This window comes from Streptomyces sp. H27-D2 (assembly GCF_035828615.1).
In the GTDB taxonomy this organism is placed as follows: Bacteria; Actinomycetota; Actinomycetes; order Streptomycetales; family Streptomycetaceae; genus Streptomyces.
On the sequence record NZ_JAYMZR010000139.1, the window covers coordinates 1 to 13809 of the forward strand.

Annotated in this window: 14 protein-coding genes and 2 pseudogenes; 9 read left to right on the plus strand and 7 right to left on the minus strand. The window is 72.9% G+C overall.

What is annotated here, in order from left to right:
- The 4 genes and pseudogenes from QMK28_RS31650 to QMK28_RS31665 form a co-directional block, all read left to right on the plus strand.
- Positions 1 to 292, plus strand: a pseudogene (locus QMK28_RS31650) (hypothetical protein); the annotation flags it as partial.
- A gap of 125 nt (positions 293 to 417) precedes the next feature.
- A complete protein-coding gene (locus QMK28_RS31655) occupies positions 418 to 618 on the plus strand; it encodes a hypothetical protein (RefSeq protein ID WP_326443141.1) in 201 nt (66 codons plus the stop codon).
- On the plus strand, positions 618 to 1322 hold the full coding sequence (gene fabG / locus QMK28_RS31660) for a 3-oxoacyl-ACP reductase FabG (RefSeq protein WP_326443142.1): 705 nt from the start codon (positions 618 to 620) through the stop codon (positions 1320 to 1322). Before QMK28_RS31655 ends, fabG begins: the two co-directional genes overlap by 1 nt.
- A gap of 119 nt (positions 1323 to 1441) precedes the next feature.
- The gene (locus QMK28_RS31665) at positions 1442 to 2245 is read left to right on the plus strand and encodes an AAA family ATPase (RefSeq protein ID WP_326443143.1); all 804 of its coding nucleotides are present in this window, start codon (positions 1442 to 1444) and stop codon (positions 2243 to 2245) included.
- 105 nt (positions 2246 to 2350) lie between these two features.
- Here the strand turns inward: QMK28_RS31665 and QMK28_RS31670 are convergent, their stop codons facing one another.
- A complete protein-coding gene (locus QMK28_RS31670; RefSeq protein WP_326443144.1) occupies positions 2351 to 2812 on the minus strand; it encodes a universal stress protein in 462 nt (153 codons plus the stop codon).
- A gap of 321 nt (positions 2813 to 3133) precedes the next feature.
- On the opposite strand from QMK28_RS31670, the pseudogene QMK28_RS31675 reads away from it, so the two are divergent.
- The 4 genes and pseudogenes from QMK28_RS31675 to QMK28_RS31690 all read left to right on the plus strand — a co-directional run.
- Positions 3134 to 3544 (plus strand): annotated as a pseudogene (locus tag QMK28_RS31675) (CheR family methyltransferase); the annotation flags it as partial.
- Between the two features lie 261 nt (positions 3545 to 3805).
- Positions 3806 to 4219: a YciI family protein gene (locus tag QMK28_RS31680; RefSeq protein WP_326443154.1), complete on the plus strand. Its 414-nt coding sequence runs from the start codon at positions 3806 to 3808 to the stop codon at positions 4217 to 4219.
- Positions 4216 to 5448, plus strand: a complete 1233-nt coding sequence (locus QMK28_RS31685) for an RNA polymerase sigma factor (protein WP_326443145.1) — start codon at positions 4216 to 4218, stop codon at positions 5446 to 5448. Before QMK28_RS31680 ends, QMK28_RS31685 begins: the two co-directional genes overlap by 4 nt.
- A 133-nt stretch (positions 5449 to 5581) precedes the next feature.
- On the plus strand, positions 5582 to 6100 hold the full coding sequence (locus QMK28_RS31690; RefSeq protein WP_326443146.1) for a phosphatase domain-containing protein: 519 nt from the start codon (positions 5582 to 5584) through the stop codon (positions 6098 to 6100).
- Positions 6101 to 6205: 105 nt separating this feature from the next.
- On the opposite strand, the gene egtD is transcribed toward QMK28_RS31690, so the two are convergent.
- The 5 genes from egtD to QMK28_RS31715 all read right to left on the minus strand — a co-directional run bounded on the left by egtD (position 6206) and on the right by QMK28_RS31715 (position 11318).
- A complete protein-coding gene (gene egtD, locus QMK28_RS31695; protein ID WP_326443147.1) occupies positions 6206 to 7168 on the minus strand; it encodes an L-histidine N(alpha)-methyltransferase in 963 nt (320 codons plus the stop codon).
- The gene (egtC, locus tag QMK28_RS31700; protein ID WP_326443148.1) at positions 7165 to 7920 is read right to left on the minus strand and encodes an ergothioneine biosynthesis protein EgtC; all 756 of its coding nucleotides are present in this window, start codon (positions 7918 to 7920) and stop codon (positions 7165 to 7167) included. The genes egtD and egtC overlap by 4 nt, the downstream gene beginning before the upstream one ends.
- Positions 7920 to 9287 (minus strand): ergothioneine biosynthesis protein EgtB, encoded by a 1368-nt coding sequence (gene egtB, locus QMK28_RS31705; RefSeq protein ID WP_326443149.1) that lies wholly within the window; start codon positions 9285 to 9287, stop codon positions 7920 to 7922. Before egtB ends, egtC begins: the two co-directional genes overlap by 1 nt.
- Positions 9284 to 10510, minus strand: a complete 1227-nt coding sequence (gene egtA, locus QMK28_RS31710) for an ergothioneine biosynthesis glutamate--cysteine ligase EgtA (protein ID WP_326443150.1) — start codon at positions 10508 to 10510, stop codon at positions 9284 to 9286. Before egtA ends, egtB begins: the two co-directional genes overlap by 4 nt.
- A 379-nt stretch (positions 10511 to 10889) precedes the next feature.
- A complete protein-coding gene (locus tag QMK28_RS31715) occupies positions 10890 to 11318 on the minus strand; it encodes a PaaI family thioesterase (protein WP_326443151.1) in 429 nt (142 codons plus the stop codon).
- Positions 11319 to 11376: 58 nt separating this feature from the next.
- Between QMK28_RS31715 and QMK28_RS31720 the strand changes: the two genes are divergently transcribed.
- Positions 11377 to 12729, plus strand: coding sequence for a cytochrome P450 (locus QMK28_RS31720; RefSeq protein ID WP_326443152.1), 1353 nt, complete (start codon positions 11377 to 11379; stop codon positions 12727 to 12729).
- A gap of 30 nt (positions 12730 to 12759) precedes the next feature.
- On the opposite strand, the gene QMK28_RS31725 is transcribed toward QMK28_RS31720, so the two are convergent.
- Positions 12760 to 13527 carry a bestrophin-like domain gene (locus QMK28_RS31725; protein ID WP_326443153.1) on the minus strand — a complete coding sequence of 256 codons (768 nt, stop codon included), beginning with the start codon at positions 13525 to 13527 and terminating at the stop codon, positions 12760 to 12762.
- Between the last annotated feature and the right edge of the window lie 282 nt (positions 13528 to 13809).

Below are 13809 nucleotides of genomic sequence, written 5' to 3' on the forward strand. Positions count from 1 at the left end.
CGACCGGACGCTGGCGCGCACCCCGGTCGCCCTGTTGCCACCGCTGCTCCTCGACGAGGACCAGCCGCGCCGCGACGGACCACGGGTGCGCTTCGCGCGGCGGCTGCTGCCGGGCGTGCTCACCTCCGGACGGCTGTCCGCGGTGGCGGGGCACGTCTTCGCGCGGGGCCATGTGCTGTGCCAGGCGTCCGCCGGGTGCGGCGGCGCGGTTCCGGGGCCCACGGGTTCGCCCGACCCGACGGGCCTCGGTCCGGCCGGCCGGCGGGAGTGGGGACGGGAGGCGGAGCTATGAACCGGGACACGGGCCGGGCCACCGCTCGGCCGGCAGGACTGACAGGACTGACAGGACCGGCAGGACAGGGTGCGGCTCGGGAGACCGCGGTTCGGGCTGCTGTGGCTCGGGCGAACGCGGTACGGGTGACCGCAGAGGGCGCGGCCGGTGCGGTTGAGCCCGCGCTTGAGGCCGGGGCCGGCCGCACCACGACGGAGCCCTTACCCGAGCTGCCCTTCCCCGAGCTGCCCAGCCGGGACGAGCTCGGCTCGCGCATCGCGGCCACCGCCCTGTCGTACCTCTCACGGGCGGGCGCCAGACCGGCCCGCCCGGGGAGGGCCGACTGATGGCCCGCTCCGTACTGGTCACCGGCGGCAACCGGGGCATCGGGCTCGCGGTGGCGCGGAGCCTGCGGGAGGACGGCGACGCCGTCGCGGTGACCTACCGCGGCGGCGAGCCGCCCGAGGGGCTCTTCGCGGTACACGCCGAGATGACCGACGCGTCGAGTGTCGACGCCGCCTTCGAGATGGTCGAGGCCGAACAGGGGCCGGTGCAGGTGCTCGTCGCCAACGCCGGGATCACTCGCGACACCCTGCTGCTCCGGATGGACGAGAAGGACTTCCTGGACGTGGTGGACACCAACCTCAACGGGACGTTCCGCACGGTGCGGCGCGCGATCCGCGGCATGGTCCGCGCCCGCTGGGGCCGGATCATCCTCATCTCCTCGATGACCTACGCCTACGGCGCGCCGGGCCAGACCAACTACGCGGCCTCCAAGGCGGGGCTGCTCGGGCTCGCCCGTTCGCTCGCCTGGGAGCTGGGCGACCGGGGGATCACCGTCAACCTGGTGGCCCCCGGCCTGATCGAGACGGACATGGGCCGCCGGATCACCGAGCGCCGCCGGGAGGAGCTGATGCGCATCACCCCGATGCGACGCCCCGGAACGGTGGAGGACGTCGCCGAAGCGGTGCGCTACCTGGCGGGCGAGTCGGGCCGCTACGTCACCGGAGCGGTGCTGCCGGTCAGCGGCGGCCTGGGCCTGGGCGGCTGATGACCACCGAGCAGCGACCAGGAACAGCCCGAACAGCCCGAGCCACAGAGACAGATCGAACAGACAACGCCACAGAGACAGACCGAACAGACGAAGCGACAGAGACAAGGGGACACCCCATGGGGGACTCGACGAACGGCAGCGCGCCGCCGGCAGGCGAACGCGTGATCCATCTCGCCATCTCCGGCACCTACTCCAGCGGCAAGAGCACCACCACCGAAGCGGTCTCCGTCGCGACCGGTATCCCGCGCACCCACGCGATGACCTCCCGCGAGATCCTGCTGGACCTCGTCCCGGGCAAGACGGTGCAGGAGCTGACGGCGGCTGAGCTCATGACGCTCGGGCTGCGACGGCTGGAGGAGCGGATCCACAATGAGGCGCTGCCCGGCTCATTCGTCTCCGACGGCTCGGTGATCCACGAGTGGATCTACGGCGAGGCCCGGATGCGGGTGGGGATCAACCCGGGCGCGAACTTCTTCCTGCGGACGCTCAAGAGCGCCGCCGGCCTGCCCGTCAAGCGCTTCTACCAGCAGTACATGCACGCGTACGGGGAGATCACCAAGGCGCGCGCCAAGCGGATCTACGACGCGTATGTGCATCTGCCGGTGGAGTTCGAGATGAAGGCCGACGGCCACCGGCCGGTGTCCGAGCCGTTCCGTAAGATGTCCGACGAACTGCTCATCCAGACCCTGGAGGAGATGGAGATTCCGTACCACGTGGTGGGCGGCACGGTCTCCGAGCGGGTGCGGCGGATCGTGGAGATCTTCGACCTGCCGCTCGTGATGCCGCTCGACGACGCCGTCGCCATCGCGCGGGAGCGGGTGCGCGCGGCCACCGAGGTGCTGGAGACCGACGCCCGCTTCCACGCGGCCCAGCGCTCCAAGTCGCTGCGCAAGCGGGCCTCGTACGCCCTGCGCTACTGACCGAACGCCGCGCCCCGGCCCTCCGGGCGGACCCGCGTCCGTTCGGGGATCACCGGGGCGTACGGGCTCCGGCCACCGCCTACGGCCACCGCCTACGGCCACCGCCTACGGCACAACCGTGACCGGCCAGCGCCCGGCCTTGACCAGCCGGATCGCCACCGACCCCACGATGCGGTGGCCGGCCTGCTCGGACGCGCCGACCACCACCGCGTCGGCTTTGAGCTCGTCGGCGGCCGTGACCAGACCGCTGTAGGGGTCGCCGCGGAAAGTGTGGAACTCCCAGCGCACCTCGTATATCCCGCGCATCCGCTCGACCGAGGCGCGGACCTCGGCGATCAGACCCTCGGCGACCTCGGTGGTGGTCTCCGCCACCGGGGCGCCCAGCGCGGCGCCGGCGGCGAGGACGGGCTGTACGTACACGATCGCGAGCAGGGCGTTCTGCCGGCGGGCCAGGCCCGCGGCGTACGCCGCCGCCCGCCACGAGGAGTCGGAGCCGTCCACTCCGGCCACGATGACTTTCGGGCCGTCCGTACCGCGCTCGAAAGGCGCGGATGCTTTGTCCACCACGGCGAGGACACTAGCCGCTCAAGTCCGTGGCCGATGAATCGACCCGGCCGATGGCCGGCGATGTCGGTACTGTCGCGGATGTCGCCGCGGCTCCGCGCCCGCGACGTCCCGCACCTGCGGTGCCCCCGCCATCGGTGACGGCGCGGGAGGCGGCACGGGGGCGCAACAGGCCCGTGGTGGCGTACACGCCCGGCGCGCCCGCGCCGGGCCGCGGCGAAGGTCGCGGAGCAGCCTTGAAGCACTGCGAATATGGATGAAGTTGACCATGAGCTCGATGACCTCCTTGTGCTGCTGCGCGACACCCGCGGATTTGCCCTCGCGATGCTCCTCACCGAGGAGTCGGGCCTGGCGCAGTTCCGCGAGCGGGTCAAGACCTACGCGACGGACCTGGACGAGGACGCGCTCCGGCAGGCCCGCGCGGGCGTCTGCACCGAGCGTCAGGTGCAGGCCGTGCCGGAGGAACTGCGCAAGACGTACTTCGAGCCCTCGGGCCCCGACTTCCTCTTCCACCGGGAGCTGCGCCGCAAGGCGATCTTCGGGCGGAACGACCTCATCACCGAGGCGCCGATCTCCCGGGTCGACCTGCTGGTCGCGCGCAACACGCTGATGTACTTCAACGCCGAGATCCAGACGAACGTCGTCCGGCGCTTCCACTTCGCGCTCTCGGACCCCGGCTACCTCTTCCTCCGCAGAGCCGAGATGCTGCTCGACCACGGCGACCGGTTCGGCGCGGTGGCTCTGCGGCAGCGGATCTTCCGCAAGATCCCCAACTCCGGTCCGGCGCGCACCGGCCGTCCGCTCATCGGCCGGCACGCCGGCGTCGCCGGCGAACTGGAGGCCGCCACCTTCCCCGCCGGCCCCGTCGCGCAGCTCGCGGTCGACCTCCCGGGCAATCTCGCCCTCGCCAACGTTGCACTCTCCGCTCCGACGTCTCCTGTGACAGACGCCCACAGCGGGCGCCGCGACCAGAACGCGACCAGGAGGAGTCAGATCATGAAGTACATGCTGATGATCTTCGGCAAGCAGTCCGACTACGACGCGATGGGCGGCGACGGCACTCACGGCCCCGCGTGGACCGACAAGGACACGGCGGCGATGTTCGCCTTCATGCGGTCGGTGAACGAGGACCTCACCGCGTCCGGCGAAATGGTCGACGGGCAGGGACTGTCCGAGCCCTCGCAGGCCCGGCTCGTCACCGCGAAGGACGACGGCGTGCCGGTGATCTCGGACGGGTCGTACGGGGAGACCAAGGAGGTCCTCGCCGGGTACTGGGTCCTCGACTGCGAGAGCATCGAGCGGGCGACCGAGATCGCCGCGCGTGTCTACGGCTGTCCGCAGCCCGAAGGCGCCCCGAACTACCCGGTGGTCGTCCGGCCGATCCCGGATGGCGCCGGGATCGAGATGTGAGCACCCGAACGGGGGACGAGGACCTGCTGCGCCGACTGGCGCCGCAGGTCCTCGGCGCGCTCGTACGCCGCTACGGGCACTTCGACACCGCCGAGGACGCGGTCCAGGAGGCGCTGCTCGCCGCGGCGGTGCAGTGGCCCGGGCAGGGCACGCCGGACAACCCGCGCGGATGGCTGATCACGGTGGCCTCCCGCCGGCTCACCGACCTGCTGCGCAGCGAGGAGGCGCGGCGGCGGCGGCGCGAGGAGACGGCCGCCGCGATGACCCCGCGCGACGCGTTCCGGACGCCCGCCCCCGGCGAGGCGCGCGCGCCGTCCGAGGACGACACCCTCACGCTGCTGTTCCTCTGCGCGCACCCCGATCTCCCCCCGGCCTCCCGGCTCGCGCTCACCCTGCGCGCCGTGGGCGGCCTGAGCACGGCGGAGATCGCCAGGGCCTTCCTCGTCCCCGAGCCGACGATGGCCCGGCGCATCAGCCGGGCCAAGCAGCGGGTCAAGGCCGCCGGCGGCCACTTCCGGCAGCCGGTGGGGCCGGAGCGCGCCCAGCGCCTCCGGACCGTGTTGCAGGTGCTCTACCTGATCTTCAACGAGGGCTACACGGCCACCTCCGGCAGTAGCCTGCAACGCGCCGAGTTGTCCGGCGAGGCGATCAGGCTCACCCGCGAGGTCCGCCGCCTGCTGCCGGACGACGGCGAGGTGGCCGGGCTGCTCGCCCTGATGCTGCTCACCGACGCCCGCCGGCCGGCCCGCAGCACTCCGGACGGCGGCCTGGTCCCGCTCGCCGAGCAGGACCGGAGCAGATGGAACCAGGAGGCCGTCGCCGAGGGCGTCTCGCTCCTCTCCGACGCGCTGTCCCGTACGGCCGTCGGTCCGTACCAGCTTCAGGCGGCCATCGCCGCGATCCACGACGAGGCGGCGTCGGCCGACGACACCGACTGGCCTGAGATCCTCGCGCTCTACTCGCTGCTCGCGCGTATGACGCCCAATCCGATGGTCACGCTCAACCACGCCGTGGCCCTGGCGATGGTGCGCGGCCCGCGCGCGGGCCGCGCACTTCTCGAAACGCTGGACGCCGACCACCGCATGACGGGGCATCACCGGCTCGACGCGGTGCGCGGGCACCTGCTGGAGATGGCGGGCGAGAAGGACGCGGCCCGCACGGCCGCCGCCCGCACGATGAGCATCCCCGAACGGCGCTACCTCCAGGGCAGGGCGGCGGGGCTGCGGTGAGGGTGGCTCCGCCCCGTCGGCGGGCATCGCCGTCGACGCCCCGCACCCGTAACGCACTTGCGAACCCGTCGATGGCCCGCACCACCCCACCTGACGGCGGGGCATCCGCCCCGGCCGCCTACGCTGGGCCGCCATGAACAGATCACCCCGCCCCCTAGCCACCCCGTCCCACGAGCCCCGTCCGCTGGCTGTCTTCGACCTGGACGGGACGCTCGCCGACTCCGGACACCGGCAGCGCTTCCTGGAGCGCAGCCCCAGGGACTGGGACCGGTTCTTCGCGGCGGCAGCCGAGGACCCACCGCTCGCGGAGGGCGTGGCGCTGGCGCTGCGGAGCACCGAGGAGTGCGAGGTCGTCTATCTGACCGGCCGCCCCGAGCGCTGCCGCCGCGACACGGTGGCCTGGCTTGAACAACACGGCTTGCCGCAAGGCCGGTTGTGGATGCGTCCGAACGACGACCGCCGGCCGGCCCGGCGGACGAAGCTGGAGATCCTGCGCCGGATCTCGCGCGAACGCGCGGTGCGGATGATGGTCGACGACGACGAGCTGGTCTGCGTGGAGTGCGAGCGGGCGGGCTTCCGGGTCGTCAGAGCGCGTTGGGCGAATCCGTCGGAGACGCTGAGCGACGCGCAGGGACGGCAGGGCCGTACCTGACCTCTCCGGCGGGGGCGCTGAACTGGCTGCGACAGCGGACGCCGCGCGGGTCCTCCGCCCGGCGTCCGCCGTCGTGTCCTCACATCCGGCTTGTTCCGGAGCGACTCACACAGCCGCCGACAGCGACAGCGCGAAGCGCCCCGCCGCGTCCGTCCACCATTCCTTCAAATCGAGGTCCACCGCTGCCAGTTCGTCCCGTACGGTCTCGTGGCGGAACTTCGTGGACACCTCGGTCCGCATCTCCTCGCCGGCCGCGAAGGTGACCGCGAGGTCGAGCGCCGGGATCTTGACGGTGAGGTCGGTCCTGGCCCGCAGGCGCATCTCGATCCACTCGCCGTCCGGGACCCAGCGGGCGATGTGGTCGAACTCGTCGGGGTCGAAGTCCGCGCCCAACTCCCGGTTCATGACGGCGAGTACGTTCTTGTTGAAGGCCGCCGTGACGCCCTGCGCGTCATCGTAGGCGGCGACCAGGGTGGCCTCGTCCTTGACCAGGTCGGTGCCGATCAGCAGCGCGTCGCCGGGCTCCAGGCGGCCCCGTACGGCCTTGAGGAAGGCGGTCCGCTCGGCGGGCAGCAGATTGCCGATGGTGCCGCCGAGGAAGACGAACAGGCGGGGGCCCGGGGTGTCCGGGAGGTCCAGCGGGGCCGTGAAGTCGGCGACCAGGGCGTGAACGCGCAGCTCCGGATGTTCGGCCAGCAGGGCTTCGCCGGCCTGGGCGAGGGCGCTCTCGCTGACGTCCACCGGGACGTAGCAGGCCAGTTCGGGCAGCGCCCGCAGCAGATGGCGGGTCTTCTCGGACGAGCCGGAGCCCAGCTCGACGAGGGTGCGGGCACCGCTCGCGGCGGCGATGTCGGCGGCGCGGTCGCGGAGGATCTCGGCCTCGGCGCGCGTCGGGTAGTACTCCGGCAGCTGGGTGATCCGCTCGAAGAGCTCACTGCCCCGCGCGTCGTAGAACCACTTGGGCGGCAGCGCTTTGGGCTCGCTGGTCAGCCCGGCCAGCACATCGGCGCGCAGTGCGGCGGTGGTGGCGTCGGCGGGCAGCGTGCGGGTGACTTCGAACGGGCTCACAGACAGGGCTCCTTGAGGGGGGTGAGCAGTACATCGTCGCGGGTGGCGGCGAGCAGCGTGCGGTCGGGGACCTCGGTCCAGTGCGGATCGTCGTCGTACGGCTCCGAGGCGACGACGGTGCGGCGGCCCGGCTCGGCGAGATACCAGAGGGTGTCGCCCCAGGCGGTCGCGGTGACCGTATCGCCGTCGGTGAGCAGCAGATTGAGCCGCGAGGCGGGGGAGAGAGCGGCCACGTCGGTCACGGTGTCGGCGAGCGCCTGGCCGAGCTCGTCGCCCGCGCGCAGCCGGTGCAGGACGAGCGCCCAGACCAGCGCGGAGTCGCAGCGGGCCTCCAGGCTCAGCAGCTCCGCGGCGGGCAGCCCGGCCGCGAGCGGGCCGACCACGCCGGGCCAGCCCTTGACCGCGCCGTTGTGGCTGAACAGCCAGGGGCCGGCGGCGAAGGGGGCCGACGCGGCCTCGGCGTCGGCGCTGCCCTCGGTCGCGTCGCGCACCGCCGCCAGCAGCGCCCCGGTGCGCACGACCCGGGCCAGGTCGGCGGCCGAGGGGTCGCCCCACAGCGGGCCGCCCCTGCGGTAACGGGCGGGCGTCGGGTCGCCGGGCGCGTACCAGCCGATGCCGAAGCCGTCGGCGTTGACCGTTCCGTACCGCTGCCGCCGGGGTGCCCAGGACTGCCGGTAGAGCCCGTGCTGCGGCTCCATGATGATCTCGCCGATGGGCACCTCGGGCCCGAGGTAGGCCAGGTGACGGCACATCAGAAGGCCTCCGGGGAGTAGCTGGAGTCGGGGCTCGCGTCGCGCGCGGTGCGGAACCCGGAGAAGATCTGCCGGCGGACCGGCAGGTCCCAGTTGCGGAAGGTGCCCCGGCAGGCGACCTGGCCCACCGCGAAGGAGCCGCCGCGCAGCACCTTGTGCGCGTCGCCGAAGAAGACCTCGGAGTACTCGCGGTACGGGAAGGCGGCGAAGCCGGGGTAGGGCAGGAAGTCGCTTGCCGTCCACTCCCACACATCACCCATCAACTGCCGTACGCCCAAAGGCGAAGCGCCCTCCGGGTAGCTGCCGACCGGGGCCGGCTGAAGGTGGCGCTGGCCGAGGTTGGCGTGCGCCGGGGTGGGGTCCTCGTCGCCCCACGGGTAGCGCCGGGAGCGGTCGCTCGCCGGGTCGTGCCGGGCCGCCTTCTCCCACTCGGCCTCGGTGGGCAGCCGCCGCCCGGCCCAGCGGGCGTAGGCGTCGGCTTCGTACCAGCTCACATGCAGCACCGGCTCCTGCGGCGGTACGGGCTCCAGCAGCCCGAATCGGCGACGCAGCCAGCGCCGGCCGCCCTCGTCCCGCCGCCAGAACAGCGGTGCCCGCACGTCGTGTTCGCGTATCTGCGCCCAGCCATCGGGGGCCCACCAGCGGGGCTCGTGGTAGCCGCCGTCCTCGATGAAGTCCTGGTACGCGGCGTTGCTGACCGGGACGGTGTCGATGAAGTAGGAGGGCACGAAGCGGTGATGGGCGGGGCGCTCGTTGTCCAGGGACCATGGCTCGGCGGACGTCCCCATGCCGAACGGGCCGCCGGGCACCCGCACTTCGGCCGGCAGCAGCGCCGCGTCCGCCGGGGCGGGCGGCGGCGCGGGCGCGGTGAGCACGGCGGGTCCCGAGCGCAGCTGGTGGGTGATGAGCATGGTCTCGTCGTGCTGCTGCTCGTGCTGGGCGATCATCCCGAAGGCGAAGCCGGTCTCCAGCAGCGGGCCGCCGCGCAGCGGGGCGCGCTCCAGTACGTCGAGCACCCGGCCGCGTACCTCCGCGAGATAGCCGCGGGCCTCGTCGGGAGGCAGCAGCGGGAGCGAGGTGCGGCTCGCGCGGGGGTGCTCGAAGGCGTCGTAGACCGAGTCGATGTCGGGCCGCAGCGGCTCCCGGCCGCCGACGGTGCGCAGCAGCCACTGCTCCTCCTGGTTGCCGATGTGGGTGAGGTCCCACACCAGCGGCGACATCAGCGGGGAGTGCTGGGCGGTGAGATCGGGGTCGTCCACACAGCCGGTGAGCACGCCGGTGCGCTCGCGGGCGCTGGTGAGCGCCTCGACGGCGCGCCGACGGAGCGACTCGGCGTCCTCGGTCGCGGGGCTGTCGGAGGCGGTCATGCGTGGATCTCCTTCCACGGGGCGGAGTCGAGCAGGTCGTCGGCCGGACATCGGCCGCGGGCGACGTAGCGGTCGGTGAAGTCGGTGACGAGATCGGTGAGCGCGGCGGACGCGCCGAGCCGGGGCAGCGCTTCGCGGGCGGCGGCGAAGCAGATGACGGCGGCGGCGTGCAGCTCAGGGTCGCCGAGGCCGTCGTGGGCGGCGCTGTGCCACAGCGGATTGCGCGGCGCGGGAGCCGGACCGGCGCTTTCCGCCAGCGACTTGACGGTCCGGTAGGCCGTCTCGGCGGCGGCCGCGTCGTCGAAGAGCGCGGTGGTGACGGCGAGCGGGACCATCCAGCCGTCGTCGCCGGGCTGCGCGTCGATCATGCGCAGTTCCAGGTGGCCGCGCGGGCGCACCGGCGGGAAGAGGGTGGTGAGGTGGTATGCGAGATCGTCCGCGGTCGGCGGCCGGGGCGTGCCGCCGCGGATCCAGCGGCGGAAGCTGAGCCCCTCGGGCACGGTCCAGGGGGCGTCGTCGTCGCTGCGGATGCACAGCACCGGCGCGTCGAGGACGTACGCGGCCCACGCGCTGCGCGGGTCGGGGCCGTCGGGCGGGGCGAGCGAGCGGCCCGGGTCGATCCCGGCCCAGGCGGCCTGCCGGGTCGAGCGCCAGCCGGTCGGCCGGCCTTCGCACATCGGCGAGTTGGCGAAGGCCGCGACCAGCACCGCGCCCAGCAGATGCGCGAGCCGCCAGCGGCGGCCGTAGCCGAGCGGTCCCGGCTCCTCGTGCCCGGCGTCCAGGCACACCTGGACGGAGGCGGTGCGGCACATCATGGCGCGCCCATGCGGACCGGTGCGGTCGAACGCGGCCTCCATGGCGCGGTAGCGGGGCTCGGTCAGCACGCGGCGGTGCGGTCGCCACGGGTCGTGGCCGTGCCCGGCGAGCGCGAGCCCCCGCGCGCGCAGCTCCGGGCGGACGAGCCGGAGGTCCGCGGCGGTGGACTCCACGCAGGCGGTGAGCGAATCGACGGGCGGCGAGCTGAGTTCGAGCTGCCCGCCCGGCTCCATGGTGACCGCGGAGCGCAGTGGGAGGAGGCGCAGCGCGTCGACGGCGGCGCTCAGCCGGCCGGGGTCGACGGGGCGGGTGGGGTCTTCGAGGTCGTGCACGATCCATTCGACTTCGACTCCGAGCCGCTTCGGCGGACCGGTCTTGAAGCAGATGCCCCGCACCTGAGCGGTCACCTCTGCCTCGGTGATCCCCGAAGGGTGATTGCGTCGCCGGCTGTGGACCACGACCGGCACCTCCTATCGACATCCGCTGTCCAACCCGGCTTGACCTCGTCCGAGTTGCCGCCGTCCTACCTAACCCGTCGCAACCGGCGTTCTCAAGAGGACCGGAGCGTCACTTTGATCCACTGCCGCGAGCCGTGTCACGCGCCGGGTCCCGGCCCGGCGTCCGAGGACGAGGCAGGCTGCGAAGGCATGGCCTGAGCGGGCGCGGGCCGAGGGAAGCGAGGCGGAGGGGGTGCGGCTCCGATCATTCGGTCGTGTCCGGCCATTCGGTCGTGTCCGGTCGTGTCCGGTGGTGTCCTGTGGTGTCCTGTGGTGTCCGGTCGTTCGGTCATCCGGTCGTTCGGTCGGCCGGGAAGGCGTAGACCGTGCTGGCACGCGCGGACGGCTCGGCGTCGCCGTCGGCCGTCAGCGTGATGTCGACAAATGCCAGCGTACGCCCGAGCTTGGTGACCCGCGCGTCGATGACGACGTCCGCCGCCAGCACCGCGCGCTGGAAGCTCGTGGACTGCTGCACGGTGGTCATCGGGCCGTAGCCGCCGCGTGCCGCGGAGACGGCGATGACGGTGGCGGTGTCGGCGGCGGCCATCAGGGCCTGCCCCGACAGGGCCCCGCCCTCCCGCGCGAGCCGGTCCGACCAGGGCAGCCGCAGCACGGCGTGCCGCTCTCCGGTCGCGGACACGGTCAGGCCGAGGTCCTGGACCCACGGCGCGAAATGGTCGGCCAGCAGCTTGTTCGCCTCGTCCACGGTGAGCGTCACCGGGCCAGTGTGGCGTGCTCTTGACCGGCTCACCAGAGCGCGTCGTACGGTCGGCGGTGTGAGCGCCGCCGAGATCCCCGCCGTCCGTCCCGCCGACTGCCCCGCCGAGGTCTTCGAGCCGCGCACCTACGCGGCGGGGGTGCCGTACGCCCTGTTCCGCGAGCTGCGCGCGACCCGGCCGGTGTGCTGGGCCGACGAGCCCGCGGTGGGGCCTTGGCCCGCCGGGCCCGGCTACTGGGCGGTCTTCCGGCACGCGGACGTCAAGCACGTCCTGCGCAGCCCCGACCTCTTCTCCTCGCACCTGGGCGCCACCCAGATCCGCGACCCGGACACCGACGCGGACCTCGCGTTCGTCCGCGCGATGATGCTGAACCAGGACCCGCCGGGACACTCCCGGGTCCGGCGGGCAGTGGCCGCCGCCCTCACCCCGCGCGTCGTGCGGGAGCTGGAGTCGGTCATCGAGGCGCGGGCGGCGGCGCTGATCGACGCCGTCGCGGAGCGCGGCGAGGCCGACTTCGTCGAGGTCGCCGCCGATCTGCCGGTATGGACGCTCGCCCATGTCATGGGCGTCCCGGAGAGCGACCGACTGCTGCTCTTCGACTGGTCCAGCCGGGTCATCGGCTACCAGGACGCCGAATACGCGCGGCTGAGCACCGCCGAAGCGGCGGACCTCAGCCCGATGGGCCGCGCGGCCCTCGCGCAGCGCCCGGCAGCCGCGACCCGCCCCGACGGCAGCCCCGCCAACCCGCGCTCCCGTGAGGCGCTGGCCGACATGTTCGCGTACGCCCACGCGCTGGCGGACCAGCCCCGTCCCGGCAGCGTCATGGCGCACCTGCGCGAGGGCGGACTCAGCCGTGAGGAGTTCGAGAACATGTTCTTCCTCTTCGCCGTCGCGGGGAACGAAACGCTGCGCAACTCGATCCCCGGCGGCCTGCACACCCTGCTCGCGCACCCCGAGCAGTACGCCCTGCTGCGCGAGCGGCCGGAGTCGGTGGCCCCGGCGGTGGAGGAGATGCTCCGCTACTGGCCGCCGGTGATGAACTTCCGCCGTACGGCCACCCGCGACGTCGAACTGGGCGGCCGGCGGATCCGCCGGGGCGAAAAAGTCGTCGTCTACCACGCCTCGGCCAACCGGGACGAGACGGTCTTCGCCGACCCGGACCGCTTCGACGTCACCCGCTCCCCGAACGACCACGTCAGCTTCGGCTTCGGTCCGCACTTCTGCCTGGGCGCGCACCTCGCCCGTACCCAGATGCGCGCGATGCTGCGCTGCGTACTCGACCGGCTGCCGGGGCTGGAAGCGGCCGGCGACCCCGTACGGCTCACCTCCAACTTCCAGAACGGCCTCAAGCACCTCCCCGTCCGCTGGCGGCCCAGGGCGGGCGCGGTGTCCCTCCGGCCGGGGCGCTGAGGGAGCCGCAGCGGGATGCGCCGTTCGCTGTCACCCGCTGTCCGCGCCGGGAAAGAGGGACAGGAACGCGCCGGTCGAATCCGCGACGTCGCGGCCGAACGGCGCGTCCAGATCCCAGATCAGGAACAGCAGAAACGCGATCAGCGCGCTGAACAGCCCCGCGAGCAGCAACTCCCGCGCCGAGCGGCGGATCTGGAGCATGAAGATCATGCCGACGGTGACCAGTCCGCCGATGATGAGCCCGAACCAGACCACGCCCGGCATCGTCGGCCCGGAATTCTCCCCGCGGGCGTTACGGGCGTCGTCCGCGGCGGCGACCTGGTCGACCATGGGCTGGTACGCCTGGTTCTCATGGTCGTTACGGGGCACGTAGTCGCTCACATCGCGGCGGACCTTGTCCAGCAGATCAGTGCCGCGGTCGCTGAGCCCGCCCTTGTCGATCATGACGGCCCACTCCTTGGTGACCACATGGCGCACATAAGCGTCGACGTCCCGCTGAATACGCTCGTGGGTGGCCGCCGGCCAGACCTCGGAGCGGGCGCTCACTTCGTGCAGCGCCTGGGCCTCGTGGCGCGCCTCGTCCTGTGCCCCGCTGCGCGCCTCCCAGACTCCCGCGATGGCCAGGCCGAGGACGATCGCGTAGACCACGCCGATCATCATCGTCATGTACTCGATGACGTCGGGTGTCTCCGAGGGATCGTCGTCGTCGCCCAGCCGTCGCTGCTGGAGGACCGTGATGGTCAGGACGACCGCACAGGCCGCGATCATCGCGATGGTCAGCACAAGCCATTCCGACATGGAAACCTCCTGTTACGAGGACCGGGACCCGCTCGCCGCGGAGTGCCCGCGGGGCTTGAGCGCGGCGGCGGCGAGTACCGCCGGGGCCACGATCAGCAGAGTCAGAGAGATCAACGAGGGTCCGCCGGAGGGCTTCACGCGGGCCGGCGCCTGGTACGCCTGATGGGCCGGCACCCGGGGGCTGGGCTTTGGGCTCGGCTTCACGCTCGGCTTCGGGGCGGGCGCAGCTCTGTGGGTGGGCGGCGGAGTGCTGGGCGGCGGTCCGCGCATCGAGGCGAGCGC